Source organism: Clostridium sp. TJA020, from assembly GCF_058310295.1.
This window is the reverse complement of record NZ_JBZEFC010000006.1, coordinates 119567-136603: the sequence shown is the minus strand read 5'-3', so window position 1 is coordinate 136603 and position 17037 is coordinate 119567. Positions and strand designations below refer to the sequence as shown.

The following is a 17037-nucleotide window of genomic DNA, read 5'->3' as shown; positions in this document are numbered from 1 at the left end:
GACGTATGAAACTTCATGAATTAAAACCAGCAGCTGGAAGCAGAAAAGCTCCTAAGAGAGTAGGAAGAGGAACTGGTTCAGGTTTAGGAAGAAACGCTGGTAAAGGTGAAAAAGGACAAAACGCTAGATCAGGTGGTGGAGTTAGACCAGGATTCGAAGGTGGTCAAATGCCATTATACAGAAGACTTCCTAAGAGAGGATTCACTAATATCTTCGCTAAAAAGATCGTTAGCATTAATGTAGATAGATTAAATATCTTCGAAGATGGTACAGAAGTTACTCCAGAAGTATTATTAGAAAGAAGAGTTATTTCTAAAGTTATGGACGGAGTAAAAATTCTTGGAAACGGAAACTTAGAAAAGAACTTAACTGTAAAAGGATGTAAGTTCTCAAAATCTGCTATCGAAAAAATCGAAGCAGCTGGAGGAAAAGTTGAGGTGAAATAAGAATGCTATCAACCCTACGTAACGCCTGGAAGGTACCTGAGTTAAGGAAGAGATTTTACTGGACAATATTTTTAGTGGCAATCTTTAGGATGGGAAGTCATATTCCTGTTCCTGGGATTAGCGCTGATTATTTAAAAAGTTTAACTCAATCAGGTAATTTGATGGGTTTCTATGATTTAATATCAGGAGGAGCCTTCAGTAGATTTAGTATTTTTGCTCTTGGTGTAATGCCATACATCAATGCATCAATTATAATGCAGCTTTTAACAATCGCGATACCTTCATTAGAACAACTTCAAAAAGAAGGTGAAGAAGGTAGGAAAAAGATACAAAATGCTACTAGATATGTATCTATTGTAATTGCAGTAATTCTTGCATTTGGAATGTATGCTACTATTTCTCAAATGGGAGCAACCATTGGTATGAAAACTGTACAAATGATAGTAGTCATTTTAGCATTAGTTGTTGGATCTACATTCTGTATGTGGTTAGGAGACCAAATTACCGTTAAAGGTTTTGGAAACGGTGTTTCAATCTTAATATTTGTAAATATAGTTTCTAGATTACCAATGACACTTAAGTCTATGATGATTTTAGAAAACTCAGGAGAAATAAGTATTGTAGAAATAGCATTATTTATAGTGTTTGCTTTAGCAACACTTGCAGGAGTAATATTCTTCTCACTTGCTGAAAGAAGAATTCCTGTGCAATACGCAGGCAAGGCAGTTGGGAACAAGGTTATGAAGGGACAGTCAACTCATATTCCTTTAAGCATTGTAGGATCAGCTGTAATAGCAATAATATTTGCTATGTCAGTAATGCAATTCCTACCAACAATTGCTGGATTCTTTCCACAACATGAATGGGCAAAATGGGTTACTAGTAGTCCTTGGAGTATATTTAATAGCAAAACTTGGATGTATCCAATCGTTTATTCAATATTAACTATATTCTTTACATGGTTCTATACTCAAGTTACATTTAAACCAGAAGAAATGTCAGAGAACTTGCATAAATCTGCTGGATTTATACCGGGTATTAGACCAGGTGAGCCTACAACTTTATACTTTGAAAGTATTCTTAATAGAGTATCTTTCATAGGTGGAATATTTGCAGCACTACTTGCTGTAACACCAATAGTTATAAATAACTATACTGCATTCAAAGGAATACAATTTGGGGGAACAGCACTTCTTATTGTAGTGAGTGTTGCTCTAGATTTCACAAGAAAACTAGAATCACAAATGATAATGAGACACTACAAAGGATTTCTTAAATAAGATTAAATAATGGAGATGATGCCCGTGAAAATTATTTTACTAGGTCCTCCTGGAGCAGGAAAAGGAACACAGGCAAAATCAATTAGTAATAGATATTCAATTCCACATATTTCAACAGGAGATATTTTTAGAAAGAATATTTCAGAAAATACTCCTTTAGGAATTGAAGCTAAAAAATATATGGATAACGGGCAATTAGTACCGGATTCAGTAACTATAGATATGGTTAAAGATAGACTTCAAGAAGAAGACTGTAAAAATGGATACCTATTAGATGGTTTTCCAAGAACAGTTGCTCAAGCTGAAGCTCTACAAGAGTTCTTAGATAGTAGAAATGAGGGATTAGATACAGCGCTATGTATTGAAGTTCCAAGTGAATTCATACTAGAAAGAATGACTGGAAGAAGAGTATGCCCAGCATGCGGAGCAAGTTATCACGTTAAGTTCAATCCACCAGCGGTTGAAGGAAAATGTGATCTTTGTGGTAGTGATATAGTACAAAGAAAAGATGATACAGAAGAAACTGTAAAAGAAAGACTTGACGTATACGAAAAGCAAACTCAACCACTAATTGATTTTTACAGAGAAAAGAATTTACTTTCAACAGTTGATGGAACAAAAGCCATTAATGAAGTATTTGAAAGTATATGCGATATATTAGGAAGCGCTAAATAATGATTCAAATTAAAGATGATTTAGCACTTAACCTGATGAGAAAAGCAGGAAAAATAGTAGGAGAAACACTTCTATTATTAGAAAAAAATATAAAACCAGGTATAAGCACTAAAGAATTGGATACAATAGCAGAAAAGTTTATAATAGAGCAAGGAGCTATACCATCTTTCAAAGGATTATATGGTTTTCCAGCTACATTATGTATTTCTGTTAATGAGCAAGTAGTTCATGGTATACCGGGAGGTTACATATTAAAAGATGGTGACATAGTCAGTATCGATTGTGGAGCTTTAATTGATGGTTATCATGGAGATGCAGCGAGAACTTTTCCTTTAGGAAATGTTTCAGAAAGTGCAAAAAAGCTTATACAAGTTACAAGAGATTGTTTCTTTGAGGGAATTAAGTTCGCTCAAATTGGAAATAGATTATCAGATATATCTAGTGGAATACAAAATTATGTTGAATCAAATGGATTTTCAGTTGTGAAAAGTTTTGTAGGACACGGGATAGGCAGAGATCTACATGAAGATCCTGAAGTACCAAATTTCGGTAGACCAGGTAGAGGTCCAATACTTACAAAGGGCATGGTTTTAGCTATAGAACCAATGGTTAATGAAGGATCCTTTAGAGTAAGAACTTTAAAAGATAATTGGACGGTTGTAACAAGTGATGGAAAACTGTCAGCACATTACGAAAATACAGTTGCAATTTTACCAGATGGTCCCGAAATATTAACACTAGTTAAATAAAGTGTTGCTTAGTTATAAATTTGCTTAAGTTATTGGAGCAGTTTATTGCTAAGGTAATCATCGAGGTGAAAAATTTGCAAAACAATGACTTGATTGGGAAGGTAGTACTTTCTTTAGCTGGTAGAGATAAAAATCATTTATATATAATAATAGATGTAATTGATGATAAGTTTGTGTTATTATCAAATGGTGATACAAAAACAATCAATAAACCTAAGAAAAAACAGGTTAAGCATTTGAGAATTTTGGAAGATATAGATGAACAAATAAAATCAGCCATTGTCAGCGATAGGAAAGATACTGACTTAAAAATTAAGAGATTTTTAAAATTAAAAGGCATTGTTAAGGAGGGTTGATTACCTTATGTCAAAAGATGATGTTATAGAAATGCAAGGAGTCGTTTTAGAATCCTTACCTAATGCTAACTTCCAAGTTGAACTTGAAAGTGGGCACAAAATTCTAGCACATATATCAGGAAAATTAAGAATGAACTTCATAAGAATTTTACCTGGTGATAAAGTTACAGTGGAGCTTTCTCCATATGACTTAACAAAAGGTAGAATTACTTGGAGAGCAAAATAAGATAGGATAGTCTATCAAATATTACAAGGAGGGTTAGCGATGAAAGTAAGACCATCAGTTAAGCCTATTTGCGAAAAGTGCAAAGTAATTAAAAGAAAAGGAAGAGTAATGGTAATCTGTGAAAATCCAAAGCACAAGCAAAAACAAGGCTAATATAGATAAATATTAGACAAAAAATACAGATTAGGTATTTAAAATTTATTGACTTTTTTGTCAAAGTCAAATATCATTATATAGGCATTTAATTAAATAATTAGATTTTAGGAGCGGCTGATAATAGAGAAAATTTTCTCTATTACCTAAAATTTTATTATATATATTCATATCTTCAAAGATTGAAGATAATAAATTTTTAGGCATTTCAATTACCAGGAGGTGTAAATTTTAATGGCAAGAATAGCAGGTATAGACCTACCAAGAGAAAAAAGAGTTGAAATAGGTTTAACTTATATTTATGGAATAGGATTATCTACTTCTCATAAAATATTAGCAGCTACAGGAATAAATCCAGACACAAGAGTTAAGGATTTAACTGAAGATGAAGTTAATGCTTTAAGAACTTACATTAAGGATCTTACTATCGAAGGAGACTTAAGAAGAGAAGTAGCTTTAAACATCAAGAGATTAGTAGAAATTGGATGTTATAGAGGAATTAGACATAGAAAAGGTCTTCCAGTAAGAGGACAAAAAACTAAGACTAATGCAAGAACAAGAAAAGGTCCAAAGAAGACTATTGCAAACAAAAAGAAATAGTTAGGAGGGAAAGCAATGGCAAAGGTTAAAAAAACTAGAAGAAGAAAAGATAGAAAAAATGTTGAACATGGTGCAGCACATATCAAGTCAACTTTCAACAATTCAATAGTTACTTTAACAGACGCTCAAGGAAATGCGTTATCATGGTCAAGTGCTGGAGCTCTAGGTTTCAGAGGATCAAGAAAAAGTACACCATTCGCAGCACAAATGGCAGCAGAAACTGCAGCTAATGCAGCAATGGAACACGGTTTAAAGAGCGTTGAAGTATATGTAAAAGGACCTGGTGCTGGAAGAGAAGCAGCAATCAGATCATTACAAGCAGCAGGATTAGAAGTAACTTTAATAAAAGATGTTACTCCAATCCCACACAACGGATGTAGACCACCAAAAAGAAGAAGAGTCTAGTATTTGATTCATACAGGAGGTGTAATTAATGGCAAGATATACTGGAGCTACATGTAGATTATGTAGAAGAGAAGGCATGAAATTATTCCTTAAAGGGGATAGATGTTATACAGATAAATGTGCTTTCACAAGAAGAAGTTATGCACCAGGACAACACGGAGCAGCTAGAAAGAAATTATCTAACTATGGTGTACAACTTAGAGAAAAGCAAAAAGCTAGAAGAATATACGGAGTGTTAGAAGGTCAATTCAGATCATACTATGAAAAGGCTGAACACATGAAGGGTATCACTGGTGAAAACTTATTAATGTTATTAGAATTAAGATTAGATAACGTTGTTTATAGATTAGGATACGGAGCTTCAAGAAAAGAAGCAAGACAATTAGTTAACCACGGACATTTCTTAGTAAATGGTAAGAGAGTTGACATTCCTTCATACAGAGTATCAGTTAACGATGTAATAACTGTTGCTGAAAAGAGTAGAGGAAGCGAAAAGTTCAAAACTTTCGTTGAAAATCCAAAGACTTTACCAAAATGGTTAGAAGCTAACGTTGAAAACTACGAAGGCAAAGTAGTTGCTGAACCAACAAGAGAAGATATTGACGTACCAGTTAATGAAACTCTTATCGTTGAGTTATACAGCAAATAATTGTAGTATTTGTTAGAAATATAAATTTATAACAAATATAGAATCAGTTGCCCTCAGAATAAGGTTGCCATTTTAAAAATAAGGAGGGTTCGTATGTTAGAAATCGAAAAGCCAATAATTGAATGTGTAGAGGCAAATGAAGACGGTACTTATGGTAAGTACGTTGTTGAACCATTAGAAAGAGGATATGGTATTACATTAGGAAATGCCCTAAGAAGAATATTATTATCATCATTACCTGGAGTTGCAACTACTTCAGTTAAAATTGATGGTGTACTTCATGAGTTTTCTACAATACAAGGAGTTAAAGAAGATGTTACAGAAATAATTCTTAACATTAAAGCTTTAGCTTTAAGAATGAATGGTGAAGGTCCAAAAACTATATATATAGATGCAAAGGGACCTGGTGTTGTTACAGGAGCAGATATAAAAACTGATGGAGATGTTGAGGTTGTTAATAAAGATTTACATATAGCAACTTTAGACAACGACGGAAGACTTTATATGGAGTTAACTGTAAACAGAGGTAGAGGATATGTTACTCAAAATAAAAATAAGAGTGAAGATCTACCAATATCAGCAATAGCTGTTGATTCAATATATACACCAGTTAAGAGAGTTAACTTTAAAGTAGAAAATACTAGAGTTGGTCAAATTACTGATTACGATAAGTTAACACTTGAAATTTGGACTAATGGAACTATAAAGATTGATGAAGCTATAAGCTTATCAGCTAAAATCTTAATAGAACATTTTAAATTATTCATGTCATTAACAGATGAGACTAATGATGTTGAAATTATGATAGAAAAAGAAGAAGATAAAAAGGAAAAAGTACTAGAGATGACTGTAGAAGAGCTTGACTTATCAGTTAGATCATATAACTGTTTAAAGAGAGCTGGTATAAATACAGTTCAAGAACTTGCTAACAGATCAATGGATGATATGATGAAGGTAAGAAATCTAGGAAAGAAATCCTTAGAAGAAGTTGAAAAGAAGCTTAAAGAGTTAGGCTTAAGCTTAAAGCTAGGCGACGAGTAAGGAGGTAAATCCATGGCAGTTAATCGTAAGTTAGGTCTTTCATCAGACCAAAGAAGAGCTATGCTAAGAAACTTAGTAACTAGTTTTTTAAAGCATGGTAAGATTGAAACAACTGAAACTAGAGCAAAAGAAACTAGAAGTTTAGCTGAAAAAATGATCACTCTTGCTAAAAGAGGAGATCTTCACGCTAGAAGACAAGTATTAGCTTTTGTTCAAGAAGAAGCTGTAGTAAAACATTTATTTGATAATATAGCTCCACAATACACTGAAAGAAACGGTGGATATACAAGAATGTATAAAAAAGGTCCTAGAAGAGGAGACGGAGCAGAAATGGTTATACTTGAATTAGTTTAATCATTTTGATGGGGATTAAGATGTGATCTTAGTCCCCGTTTTGTTATATATAAAAGTAAATTATATAGAGGTGTAATGATTTAAATATTCTGAATACAGTTGAAAGTTGAAATTTATGGTATATAATATTCTTAAATGTATATACATTTAAATTACACTTGTATATAGTATATTATTTAAATAGCAAATAAAATAATAGTTAGTATAATTTTATGGAGGACCAAATGAGTCAAGAAATGATAAAATGTGAGAATTTAGTTTTTAAGTATACATCACATGAAGAGGGTATTGAAAAATATGCTATTAATGGTGTTGATTTAACAGTTAAAAAGGGTGAATTTTTAGTTGTATTAGGACATAATGGTTCAGGTAAATCAACGCTTGCTAAACATATGAATGCTTTACTTTTACCTACAGATGGTGTTGTTTATGTTGATGGAATTAATACAAAGGATGAAGAGAGAATATGGGATGTTAGAGCTAAGGCTGGTATGGTATTTCAAAATCCAGATAATCAAATGGTAGCAACAATAGTTGAGGAAGATGTAGCCTTTGGACCTGAGAATTTAGGAATAGATCCTAAAGAAATACGAAAACGTGTTGATGAAAGTTTAGAAAAGGTTGGAATGAGTGAATATAAAAGACACGCTCCGCACCTTTTATCAGGAGGACAAAAACAAAGGGTTGCTATAGCAGGAATATTAGCTATGAAGCCTGAATGTATAATATTTGATGAACCAACAGCAATGCTTGATCCATCAGGCAGAAAAGAAGTTATAAAGAATATAAAAGAGATAAATAAAGAATATGGTATTACAATCGTTTTAATAACTCATTATATGGATGAAGCTGCTGAAGCTGATAGAATAGTAGTTATGGACGATGGGAAGCTTATTATGGGGGGAACTCCAAAAGAGGTTTTTTCCAAGGTAGAGCTTATGAAAAAAATTGGGTTAGATGTGCCACAAGTAACAGAGTTAAGTTATGAATTATCAAAAGAAGGTATAAATTTAGATAGCAAAATAATAAATGTAGATGAGATGGTGAATGCGTTATGTCAATTAAAATAGAGAATTTAACACATGTATATATGCAAAATGGGCCTTTTGAAAAAAAAGCGTTAGATGATGTAAATATAGATATAAAAGATGGGGAATTTGTTGCTTTAATAGGTCATACTGGTTCAGGAAAATCAACATTAATACAACATATGAATGGATTATTAGAAGCAACATCAGGTAAAATTATTGTAGATGGTGATGATATAACAAAAGAAGGTGTGAAGCTTTCAGATGTTAGAAAAAAGGTTGGTTTGGTATTTCAATATCCGGAATACCAGTTATTCGAGGAAACCATTGAAAAGGATATATCATATGGTCCTACAAATTTAGGTTTAGATAAAGATGAGATACATAGACGTGTAATAAAATCAATGGAAATGGTTGGTCTTGATTATGAGTTTTATAAGAATAAGTCTCCATTTGATTTAAGTGGAGGTCAGAAGAGAAGAGTAGCTATAGCAGGAGTTGTAGCTATGGAACCAAAAATTTTAATTTTGGATGAGCCTACAGCAGGGTTAGACCCGAAGGGAAGAGATGATATATTAAATCAGATAAAGATTCTTCATGAAAAATATAATATGACAATAATACTTGTAAGTCATAGTATGGAAGATGTAGCTAAAATAGCAGAAAAAGTAATAGTTATGAATAAAGGAAAGGTGGCTTTACAAGGTACTCCTTCAGAAGTTTTTAAAGAAGTTGATACACTAGAAAAGATAGGACTTGGTGTACCACAAGTTACTTATCTTATGAGAGAACTTAGAAATAAAGGGTTTAATGTAAGTGATGAAGTGTATACAATAGAGCAGTGCAAAAAAGAATTATTAAAGATATTTAAAAATAATAAAAATAGTGAGGGAGTGAAATAGGTGATAAAAGATATAACTATAGGGCAATATGTACCAGGAGAATCATTTACACATAAATTAGACCCTAGAACAAAGATATTAATATCATTACTTTTTATAGTATCTTTATTTATAATAGATAAGTTTGTGGGGTATATTTTTGTTGTAGCTTTTATTGTAGCAGTAATTATAAATTCAAAGGTGCCACCAAAATTTATATTAAAGGGATTAAAACCAATTATCTTTTTAGTTGCATTTACATCAATACTTAATATATTTATGATAAGAGGAACTGAAGATACTTTATTATTCCATTTTGGATTTTTGAAAATTTATACAGAGGGCGTTAGAACTGCTGTATTTATGGCTCTTAGATTAATATTCTTAGTTGTTGGAACTTCACTTCTTACTTTAACAACATCACCTATAGAGTTAACAGACGGTATAGAAAGACTGCTTAGACCTATAGGAAAAGAATTAGCACATGAATTAGCTATGATGATGACTATAGCATTAAGATTTATACCAACATTAATGGATGAAACGGATAAAATAATGAAAGCGCAAAAAGCTAGAGGAGCAGATTTTGAATCAGGTGGAATAATTCAAAAAGCAAAGAGTTTAATACCACTTTTAGTACCTTTATTTATTAGTTCGTTTAGAAGAGCTGATGAACTTGCTATGGCTATGGAAGCAAGATGTTATAGAGGTGGCTCAGGAAGAACTAGAATGAAGCAATTAAAGTTTACTAAAAATGACTTTATAGCATGGGTTATATTTGGTGTTTTATTTATAATTAGTATAATTATTAGAATTTACTAGTAAAGGTGATTTTAGATGAAAAATATAAAGCTTACAATAGAATATGACGGAACAAATTATTTTGGATGGCAAAAACAAAAGAATAATAGTAAAACTATTCAAGAAGTATTAGAAAAAGCTATACAAAAAATTGTAAAGAAAGAAGTTTCATTAATAGGAAGTTCTAGGACAGATTCAGGGGTTCACGCAAAAGGTATGGTAGCTAATTTCTTAACAGATAGTAGAGTTCCAGCAGATAAGTTTAGAGAAGCTATAAATACAAAGCTTCCAGATGATATAGCCATAATAAAATCAGAAGAAGTAGACAAAGAGTTTCATGCAAGATATGATAGCAAAGGAAAAACATATTGTTATACTATCATAAATAGATTTGAGAAGGTTTCTTTATATAGAAATTATTCTTATCATGTAAGAGAAGTATTGAATATAGAAGAAATGAAGAAAGCCTGTAATTATTTTATAGGAACTCATGATTTTAGTGCTTTTAAAAGTAGCGGAAGTTCTGTGAAAACATCCGTTAGAACCATTAAAGATTTACATATAGAAAATGATAATAACATAATAAAGATATATGTAACTGCTGATGGTTTTTTATATAATATGGTTAGAATAATAGTTGGAACTTTAATTGAAGTTGGAAGAGGAAAAATAGCTTCAAATGATATAAAATCAATAATAAATGAAGGTAAAAGAGAACGTTCTGGTTTTTGTGTTCCGGCTAATGGGCTTCTTTTAGAAAAAGTTTATTATTAATATAAAAATTTTAAATAAATACATTGACACGCCCGTAAGCGTGTATTATAATAGTGTATGTTTGTTAGAATATTTATGTATATAAGATCTAGTTTGAAAGATCTTAACATAAATGCAATATTACATATTGCTAATCGTAAGTTCAAGGAGGGAAACATAGATGAAATCATACATTGCAAAAGCACAAGAAGTTGAAAGAAAATGGTATGTTGTTGATGCTGCTGGTAAGCCACTAGGAAGAGTTGCTAGCCAAGTTGCTTCAATCTTAAGAGGAAAAAATAAGCCAACATTTACACCAAATGTTGACTGCGGAGATTTCGTTATCGTAATCAATGCTGAAAAAGTTGTTTTAACTGGTAAGAAGTTAGATCAAAAAATGATGAGAAAGCACAGCTTATACGTTGGTGGATTAAAAGAAATTCCATACAGAGAAGTTCTTGACAAGAAGCCTGAATTCGCTTTTGAAGAAGCAGTTAGAAGAATGCTTCCAAGCGGAGTTTTAGGAAGAAAAATGTTAAAGAAATTAAATGTATACAGAGGCGAAGAGCATAACCATCAAGCTCAAAAACCAGAAGTATTAGAATTAAGATACTAATAACGGAAACTCGGGAGGAGGATTTAAAATGGCAAAAGTTCAATACATGGGAACTGGTAGAAGAAAGAAATCAGTTGCAAGAGTAAGACTAGTACCTGGAAACGGTAAAGTAGTTATAAATAAGAGAGAAATCGAAAACTTCTTTGGTTTAGAAACTTTAAGAGTTATCGTAAACCAACCTTTAGTTTTAACTGGAACTAAAGATAAGTTTGACGTATTAGTTAATGTTCACGGTGGAGGATTCACAGGTCAAGCTGGAGCAATCAGACACGGAATAGCTAGAGCATTAGTTAAATCAGATGAAGCTTTAAAATCAGAATTAAAGAAAGCTGGATTCTTAACTAGAGACCCAAGAATGGTTGAAAGAAAGAAATACGGTCTTAAAAAAGCAAGAAGAGCTCCACAATTCTCAAAGAGATAATATTTGGGGTACGGATATCAGGAAAGAGAAGTATATACTCAGTATATACTTCTTTTTTTGTACCAATTTATATAAATATCTCTACAAAATTTTAATTGTAAGAAAATGTAACCTTATATTAAATCTACGTTAAAAAATATTTATTAATATTAACAAATGTTAATAAATAATGTACACTTAAGTCATAAAATTAATGATTTAAATAGATGATTAATAAATTGTAGATGGAGGAAACAATATTGAATTCTATAGTTACAACAGTTATAACTTTAATGGGAGGATTAGGACTATTTCTTTATGGAATGAAATTAATGGGAGATGGTCTTGAAAATGCTGCTGGAGAGGGTTTGAAAAAGATTCTTGAAAAAGTTACATCAAATCCATTAGTTGCAGTATTAGTTGGTGCAGCAGTTACTGCTGTAATACAAAGTTCTAGTGCAACAACAGTAATGGTAGTTGGATTTGTTAATGCAGGATTAATGAATTTAGCTCAAGCAGCTGGTGTAATAATGGGAGCTAATATAGGTACGACTATAACAGCTCAATTAGTTGCTTTTAAACTTGATGATATAGCTCCAATTTTTGTTTTTGTTGGTGCAGCTATTGTAATGATGGCAAAAGCTCAGAAGAGAAAAGAAATTGGACATATAATTTTAGGATTTGGTATATTATTTACTGGAATGGGAATGATGAGCGATGCGATGAAGCCTCTTGCTGCATCACCTATGTTTGAACAATTAGTAATAGCAATTAGTGATAATATGTTTATAGGTGTTATAGCAGGTGCAGCAATAACAGCAATACTTCAAAGTTCATCAGCAACTACTGGTATACTTATAGCTCTTGCTACAGCAGGTGCAATAAATATAGATGCAGCTCTTCCAATATTATTTGGATGTAATATTGGTACTTGTATAACAGCAATGCTTGCAAGTATAGGAACAAATAAGACAGCCCATAAAGCAGCTTTAATACATTTAATATTTAATGTTGGAGGAACAATAATTTTCTTACCGTTCTTAGGGATTATTGGTAACATTGTCACTCAAATGAGCCCTGGAGATGTTCAAAGACAAATAGCTAATTCACATACAGTATTTAATATAGCTAATACATTAATTATGTTACCACTTAGAAATTACTTAATTCTTGCAGTAAATAAATTAGTTCCAGGAACGGATGAAATTGAAAAAGCTGGTCCTAAGTACATTGATGATAGATTACTTGAAACACCAGTTATAGCTGCTGGACAAGTTATTAAAGAAACTATAAGAATGGCAAATAAAGCAAAACAAAATCTTGAGTTATCAATGAGTGCTTTTATGAATCAAGATGAAGAGCAGATAAAAAAGGTTTATGAGAATGAAAGTATAATAAATACTTTAGAAGAAGAAATAACAACATATTTAGTAAAACTATCAAAATGTGAATTATCAGATAAAGAAAAAAGTATAGTTGCATCAACTTTTTATATAGTAAATGATATTGAAAGAATTGGAGACCATGCTGAAAATATAGCTGATCTTGCAATACAAAGATCAAATAAGAAGTTACAGTATAGTGAAGATGCAATTAAGGAATTAGAAGAAATATATAACTATACATTAACAGCTTTAGAAATAGCAATAGAAAGTTATGAAAATAGAGATATTAAAAAAGCAAGAACGCTTGAAAATGTTGAGGAAAGAATTGATTCATCACAGAAAGAATATAGTGAGAAACATATTAAGAGATTATATAATGGAAAGTGTAATGCTTATGCAGGTGCTATATTCTTAGACTTAATATCTAATTTTGAGAGAATAGGTGATCATGCAAAGAATATTGCAGAAAGTGTTATTGAAGATAGTGAACTTTAGAAATAATTAAGGACTAGTTAATCTAGTCCTTTTTTTATAAAAGTTTTTATAGAAATTATTACAAGAATAATTAAAATGCTTAATCACATAATAGAGGTATAAGTCTTAAATTAGGAGGAGAGTTTATGAAATTTCTAAAGAGCATTATTATAACATTAATATTTTTTTTATTAGGAACAACAGGAGTAAATGCTTTAGAGAATAATGAAAATAGTTATAAAGTATTGATAGACCCTGGTCATGGTGGATATGATGGAGGTACAAAATCTAAAAATGGAACATTAGAAAAAGATATTAACCTTCAAATATCTTTAAAACTTAAAGATATTTTAAAGAATAAGGGATATAACGTTAGTATGACTAGAGAAGATGATATAGCTTTAGCTAATAAGAAAATAGAAGACTTAAATTTAAGATGTAAAATGAAAAAAGAAAATGATTGTGATATTTTTATATCAATACATCAAAATGCTTTTAAAACAGGAAATACTAAAGGGCTTCAAGTTTGGTATTCTAATAATGAAAAAAGCAAAAATTTAGCTGAATCTATACAACTTTCTGTTAAAGAACAGCTTCAAAATAATAATAATAGGGTTGCAAAAAATGCAAAAAATGATTACAAAATATTAAGAGATGGGTATGATGGTGGAAGTATAATAGTTGAATGTGGATTTCTTTCAAATTATGAAGACGAGCAAAATTTAAAAAATGATGAATATCAAAATAAATTAGTAGAGGCTATAACAATTGGTATAGAAAAATATTTTAGTGAAAAGCATCAATAATAATATTAAAGCAAAAGTCATATTTCCTAGGAAATTAGGGATTAATGTAAAATATTAATCCCTTTTTAAAGTTTAAAAAATATAAAATTGTATATTTAATAATTATTAAAGTAAAGGATTAATCTATTTTAAAGAAAACTTTAAAATAATATTTATTAATATATTGTAAATTTAATAGAAAATTTATAAACTATAAATTGGGAGGGATTTTATGAGAGAAATAAGTGTAAAAATGGTTAGAGATACAGTAAAAGATTTATGTATAGCGTCAAATTATTACATAGGTGATGATGTAAAGGAAAGATTGATATCTTATAAGAATAATGAACAATATGAGATAGCAAGAGATGTTTTGGAAAAGATAATTGATAATTCAAATATTGCAAAAAATGAAAATATGCCTATGTGTCAAGATACTGGTATGGCATGTATTTTTTTAGAAATTGGACAAGATGTACATTTTATAGATGGAAATCTTGAAGATGCGATAAATGAAGGTGTTAAATTAGGATATGAGAAGGGATACTTAAGAAAATCAGTAGTTAAAGACCCTATTGATAGAGTTAATACTAAAGATAATACACCGGCCATTATTAATTATAATATTGTTAGTGGAGATAAAGTTAAAATAACTGTTGCACCTAAAGGATTTGGTTCTGAAAATATGAGTAAAATAGCTATGTTAAAACCTTCAGATGGATTAGAAGGTGTAAAAAAGTTTATATTAAAGACTGTAGAAGAGGCAGGACCTAATCCATGTCCACCAATGGTAGTTGGAGTTGGGATTGGTGGTACTTTTGAAAAAGCAGCATTACTTTCAAAAAAAGCTTTACTTAGAAATCTTAATGAGAAAAATAAGAATGAATTTTATGAGAATTTAGAAAAGGAACTTTTAAAGGAAATAAATAAAATGGGTATAGGACCGCAAGGTTTTGGAGGACTTACAACTGCAATAGGAGTAAATATTGAAACTTATCCAACACATATAGCAGGCTTACCAGTTGCGGTAAATATAAGTTGTCATGCAACAAGACATAAAGATGCGGTAATATAAAGGAGGATATATGGTTAAGAAACTAACAACACCTTTAACAATTGATAAAGTTAAAGATTTAAAATGTGGAGATTCTGTTCTTTTATCAGGGACTATATATACAGCAAGAGATGCGGCACATAAAAGACTTATAGAACTTATAGACAAAGATGAAAAATTACCTATAAATATAGAAAATGAAATAATATATTATGTAGGACCAACTCCGGCTAGAGAAGGACAAGTTATAGGATCAGCAGGTCCAACAACTAGTTATAGAATGGATGCTTATTCACCAAAACTTTTAGATTTAGGTCTTAAAGGAATGATTGGAAAAGGCCTTAGAAATGATGAAGTAATTGAATCAATAAAGAAAAATAAAGCAGTTTATTTCGGAGCAATTGGAGGAGCTGCTGCACTTATAGGAAAAAGTATAGTAAAATCAGAGATAATACTTTATGAGGATTTGGGTGCAGAAGCAGTAAGAAAATTAGAGGTTAAGGATTTTCCAGTAGTTGTTATAATAGATTCAGAGGGAAATAATCTTTATTTAAAAGGAAGAAAAGAGTATAAAAAATTATATTGCAAGTAATAAATTAATAAAAGGTAAGAGAGTATTCTCTTACCTTTGTTATTTACACTGTTTTAAAGCCTTTACCCTTTACTTCAGATGTATCCATTATTGTAATAAAGGCCATGGGATCAATTGCGTAAATTTTATTTTTTAAAGTTACCATTTCTCTAGTTTTTACAACACAATAAAGCATTTTAGCTTTTTTATGAGTGTATTCACCTTCAATAGGAATTGAAGTAACACCTCTATGAATATCTTTAATAACAAAATCTATAACATTTTGACTTTGACTTGTTATTATAAGCATTAGTTTTTTACTATCTAAACCTCTAAGTACTCTATCTAAGACAACTCCTTGAATAAATATAGAAAGTAATGTATATAGTGCTTTAGGTATACCGAAAATTATAGCACCTAATATAACTATTATACAATTTAATATAAATCCAAGCTTACCAATTTCAAAATTAGAGTATTTTTTTCTAATAAGCATAGTTATAATATCAGTTCCGCCAGTAGATCCGTTTCTTAAAAAAACTATTCCATATCCTGCACCACAAAGAACTCCACCATAAATACAATATAATAAAATATCATTAACTGCTATAAGTGTTGATAGTGGTTTTGTTATAATAAGTGCTAGGGATAATGATAACATACCAATAGCAGAATAAAGAGTAAAAGATTTACTAAGTTTTTTATAGCTTAATAAAAATAAAGGTACATTTAATAAGAATACAACTATACCTGCTTGGACGCCGGTTAAGTATTGAAATATAAGTGCAACACCGGTAGCTCCACCACTTAACAATCTAGCATGAGTTAAAAATAAATTAACTCCAAGTGAAGCTATTATACATCCAATAAAAATTAAAATTACATCAAGTAAAAAAGTTTTACTTTTTAATAGTTTAATCATAAAAATTCTCCTAAAAATTTATCATAAAAAAATATAAATACCTTCGTATATTATATATAAAATTTACAATAAAGTTAATGTGTAAAAAGCAGTACAATTAGCTAGAATTTAGGATTATTTACTAAATAGGGTTAATATAATCATTAATAGTATAAATACCTTTAAATAAAAGGATATATCTATATTATATAGATATAATTTATAGACAGTATTATTTAAATAAAACATAATTAAAATATATTATAAAAAAGAGAGGTTTATGATTATGAATAGAGTTAGATTACCTGGAAATTTAAAGACAAAAAAGATTATATTATTTATATTAATTTTTATATGTATTTTTATTTTAATAAAGACATCTATAAATAATAAAAGTAACAGTTTTAACAATGAAATAAATTCAGAAACTAAAATAGAAAATAAATAGTTTAAT

At 30.4% G+C, this 17037-nt stretch carries 24 protein-coding genes; 23 read left to right on the top strand and 1 reads right to left on the bottom strand.

Features of this window, described 5'->3' with window-relative positions:
- Positions 1-5: 5 nt before the first annotated feature.
- The 22 genes from rplO (at position 6) to AC4FQ1_RS10260 (ending at position 15703) form a co-directional block, all read left to right on the top strand.
- Entirely contained in the window at positions 6-446 is a 441-nt protein-coding gene (rplO, locus tag AC4FQ1_RS10365; protein ID WP_491148896.1) for a 50S ribosomal protein L15, read from the top strand.
- Positions 447-448: 2 nt separating this feature from the next.
- Positions 449-1726 (top strand): preprotein translocase subunit SecY, encoded by a 1278-nt coding sequence (gene secY / locus AC4FQ1_RS10360; protein WP_303129591.1) that lies wholly within the window; start codon positions 449-451, stop codon positions 1724-1726.
- A gap of 24 nt (positions 1727-1750) precedes the next feature.
- Entirely contained in the window at positions 1751-2401 is a 651-nt protein-coding gene (locus AC4FQ1_RS10355; RefSeq protein ID WP_303129593.1) for an adenylate kinase, read from the top strand.
- The gene (gene map / locus AC4FQ1_RS10350; RefSeq protein ID WP_491169617.1) at positions 2401-3150 is read left to right on the top strand and encodes a type I methionyl aminopeptidase; all 750 of its coding nucleotides are present in this window, start codon (positions 2401-2403) and stop codon (positions 3148-3150) included. Before AC4FQ1_RS10355 ends, map begins: the two co-directional genes overlap by 1 nt.
- A 74-nt stretch (positions 3151-3224) precedes the next feature.
- The gene (locus AC4FQ1_RS10345; RefSeq protein ID WP_303129595.1) at positions 3225-3506 is read left to right on the top strand and encodes a KOW domain-containing RNA-binding protein; all 282 of its coding nucleotides are present in this window, start codon (positions 3225-3227) and stop codon (positions 3504-3506) included.
- 7 nt (positions 3507-3513) lie between these two features.
- Positions 3514-3732, top strand: coding sequence for a translation initiation factor IF-1 (gene infA / locus AC4FQ1_RS10340; protein ID WP_024615619.1), 219 nt, complete (start codon positions 3514-3516; stop codon positions 3730-3732).
- A 39-nt stretch (positions 3733-3771) separates the two neighbouring features.
- A complete protein-coding gene (gene rpmJ / locus AC4FQ1_RS10335; protein ID WP_003373491.1) occupies positions 3772-3885 on the top strand; it encodes a 50S ribosomal protein L36 in 114 nt (37 codons plus the stop codon).
- Between the two features lie 234 nt (positions 3886-4119).
- Positions 4120-4485, top strand: coding sequence for a 30S ribosomal protein S13 (rpsM, locus tag AC4FQ1_RS10330; RefSeq protein ID WP_024615620.1), 366 nt, complete (start codon positions 4120-4122; stop codon positions 4483-4485).
- A 15-nt stretch (positions 4486-4500) separates the two neighbouring features.
- Positions 4501-4890: a 30S ribosomal protein S11 gene (gene rpsK / locus AC4FQ1_RS10325; protein ID WP_303129638.1), complete on the top strand. Its 390-nt coding sequence runs from the start codon at positions 4501-4503 to the stop codon at positions 4888-4890.
- A 28-nt stretch (positions 4891-4918) separates the two neighbouring features.
- Entirely contained in the window at positions 4919-5539 is a 621-nt protein-coding gene (gene rpsD, locus AC4FQ1_RS10320) for a 30S ribosomal protein S4 (RefSeq protein ID WP_024615622.1), read from the top strand.
- A gap of 93 nt (positions 5540-5632) precedes the next feature.
- A complete protein-coding gene (locus tag AC4FQ1_RS10315; protein ID WP_024615623.1) occupies positions 5633-6580 on the top strand; it encodes a DNA-directed RNA polymerase subunit alpha in 948 nt (315 codons plus the stop codon).
- 12 nt (positions 6581-6592) lie between these two features.
- Entirely contained in the window at positions 6593-6934 is a 342-nt protein-coding gene (gene rplQ / locus AC4FQ1_RS10310; RefSeq protein WP_303129641.1) for a 50S ribosomal protein L17, read from the top strand.
- Positions 6935-7158: 224 nt separating this feature from the next.
- Positions 7159-8004 carry an energy-coupling factor transporter ATPase gene (locus AC4FQ1_RS10305; protein WP_303129643.1) on the top strand — a complete coding sequence of 282 codons (846 nt, stop codon included), beginning with the start codon at positions 7159-7161 and terminating at the stop codon, positions 8002-8004.
- Positions 7989-8864 (top strand): energy-coupling factor transporter ATPase, encoded by an 876-nt coding sequence (locus AC4FQ1_RS10300; RefSeq protein WP_491169616.1) that lies wholly within the window; start codon positions 7989-7991, stop codon positions 8862-8864. The genes AC4FQ1_RS10305 and AC4FQ1_RS10300 overlap by 16 nt, the downstream gene beginning before the upstream one ends.
- On the top strand, positions 8865-9665 hold the full coding sequence (locus tag AC4FQ1_RS10295) for an energy-coupling factor transporter transmembrane component T family protein (RefSeq protein WP_491169615.1): 801 nt from the start codon (positions 8865-8867) through the stop codon (positions 9663-9665).
- Positions 9666-9680: 15 nt separating this feature from the next.
- On the top strand, positions 9681-10418 hold the full coding sequence (truA, locus tag AC4FQ1_RS10290; protein WP_303129648.1) for a tRNA pseudouridine(38-40) synthase TruA: 738 nt from the start codon (positions 9681-9683) through the stop codon (positions 10416-10418).
- A 160-nt stretch (positions 10419-10578) separates the two neighbouring features.
- Positions 10579-11013, top strand: a complete 435-nt coding sequence (gene rplM, locus AC4FQ1_RS10285; protein WP_024615629.1) for a 50S ribosomal protein L13 — start codon at positions 10579-10581, stop codon at positions 11011-11013.
- A gap of 28 nt (positions 11014-11041) precedes the next feature.
- Entirely contained in the window at positions 11042-11434 is a 393-nt protein-coding gene (gene rpsI / locus AC4FQ1_RS10280; RefSeq protein ID WP_024615630.1) for a 30S ribosomal protein S9, read from the top strand.
- Between the two features lie 239 nt (positions 11435-11673).
- Complete coding sequence (locus AC4FQ1_RS10275) at positions 11674-13293, top strand: Na/Pi cotransporter family protein (RefSeq protein WP_303129655.1); 1620 nt, start codon at positions 11674-11676, stop codon at positions 13291-13293.
- A 125-nt stretch (positions 13294-13418) separates the two neighbouring features.
- Positions 13419-14078: an N-acetylmuramoyl-L-alanine amidase gene (locus AC4FQ1_RS10270; protein ID WP_303129656.1), complete on the top strand. Its 660-nt coding sequence runs from the start codon at positions 13419-13421 to the stop codon at positions 14076-14078.
- A 211-nt stretch (positions 14079-14289) separates the two neighbouring features.
- Entirely contained in the window at positions 14290-15132 is an 843-nt protein-coding gene (locus AC4FQ1_RS10265) for a fumarate hydratase (protein ID WP_303129657.1), read from the top strand.
- 10 nt (positions 15133-15142) lie between these two features.
- Positions 15143-15703 carry a Fe-S-containing hydro-lyase gene (locus AC4FQ1_RS10260; protein WP_303129659.1) on the top strand — a complete coding sequence of 187 codons (561 nt, stop codon included), beginning with the start codon at positions 15143-15145 and terminating at the stop codon, positions 15701-15703.
- Positions 15704-15746: 43 nt separating this feature from the next.
- Here the strand turns inward: AC4FQ1_RS10260 and AC4FQ1_RS10255 are convergent, their stop codons facing one another.
- Entirely contained in the window at positions 15747-16604 is an 858-nt protein-coding gene (locus tag AC4FQ1_RS10255) for a YitT family protein (protein ID WP_303129661.1), read from the bottom strand.
- A 265-nt stretch (positions 16605-16869) separates the two neighbouring features.
- On the opposite strand from AC4FQ1_RS10255, the gene AC4FQ1_RS10250 reads away from it, so the two are divergent.
- A complete protein-coding gene (locus AC4FQ1_RS10250) occupies positions 16870-17031 on the top strand; it encodes a hypothetical protein (RefSeq protein ID WP_303129663.1) in 162 nt (53 codons plus the stop codon).
- Positions 17032-17037: the final 6 nt, after the last annotated feature.

Bases quoted from the DNA above. Each gene is read 5' to 3' on its own strand.
- rplO (WP_491148896.1), top strand. From the start codon at position 6: ATGAAACTTCATGAATTAAAACCAGCAGCTGGAAGCAGAAAAGCTCCT.
- secY (WP_303129591.1), top strand. From the start codon at position 449: ATGCTATCAACCCTACGTAACGCCTGGAAGGTACCTGAGTTAAGGAAG.
- map (WP_491169617.1), top strand. From the start codon at position 2,401: ATGATTCAAATTAAAGATGATTTAGCACTTAACCTGATGAGAAAAGCA.
- infA (WP_024615619.1), top strand. From the start codon at position 3,514: ATGTCAAAAGATGATGTTATAGAAATGCAAGGAGTCGTTTTAGAATCC.
- rpmJ (WP_003373491.1), top strand. From the start codon at position 3,772: ATGAAAGTAAGACCATCAGTTAAGCCTATTTGCGAAAAGTGCAAAGTA.
- rpsM (WP_024615620.1), top strand. From the start codon at position 4,120: ATGGCAAGAATAGCAGGTATAGACCTACCAAGAGAAAAAAGAGTTGAA.
- rpsK (WP_303129638.1), top strand. From the start codon at position 4,501: ATGGCAAAGGTTAAAAAAACTAGAAGAAGAAAAGATAGAAAAAATGTT.
- rpsD (WP_024615622.1), top strand. From the start codon at position 4,919: ATGGCAAGATATACTGGAGCTACATGTAGATTATGTAGAAGAGAAGGC.
- AC4FQ1_RS10315 (WP_024615623.1), top strand. From the start codon at position 5,633: ATGTTAGAAATCGAAAAGCCAATAATTGAATGTGTAGAGGCAAATGAA.
- rplQ (WP_303129641.1), top strand. From the start codon at position 6,593: ATGGCAGTTAATCGTAAGTTAGGTCTTTCATCAGACCAAAGAAGAGCT.
- AC4FQ1_RS10305 (WP_303129643.1), top strand. From the start codon at position 7,159: ATGAGTCAAGAAATGATAAAATGTGAGAATTTAGTTTTTAAGTATACA.
- AC4FQ1_RS10300 (WP_491169616.1), top strand. From the start codon at position 7,989: ATGTCAATTAAAATAGAGAATTTAACACATGTATATATGCAAAATGGG.
- truA (WP_303129648.1), top strand. From the start codon at position 9,681: ATGAAAAATATAAAGCTTACAATAGAATATGACGGAACAAATTATTTT.
- rplM (WP_024615629.1), top strand. From the start codon at position 10,579: ATGAAATCATACATTGCAAAAGCACAAGAAGTTGAAAGAAAATGGTAT.
- rpsI (WP_024615630.1), top strand. From the start codon at position 11,042: ATGGCAAAAGTTCAATACATGGGAACTGGTAGAAGAAAGAAATCAGTT.
- AC4FQ1_RS10270 (WP_303129656.1), top strand. From the start codon at position 13,419: ATGAAATTTCTAAAGAGCATTATTATAACATTAATATTTTTTTTATTA.
- AC4FQ1_RS10265 (WP_303129657.1), top strand. From the start codon at position 14,290: ATGAGAGAAATAAGTGTAAAAATGGTTAGAGATACAGTAAAAGATTTA.
- AC4FQ1_RS10260 (WP_303129659.1), top strand. From the start codon at position 15,143: ATGGTTAAGAAACTAACAACACCTTTAACAATTGATAAAGTTAAAGAT.
- AC4FQ1_RS10255 (WP_303129661.1), bottom strand. From the start codon at position 16,604: ATGATTAAACTATTAAAAAGTAAAACTTTTTTACTTGATGTAATTTTA.
- AC4FQ1_RS10250 (WP_303129663.1), top strand. From the start codon at position 16,870: ATGAATAGAGTTAGATTACCTGGAAATTTAAAGACAAAAAAGATTATA.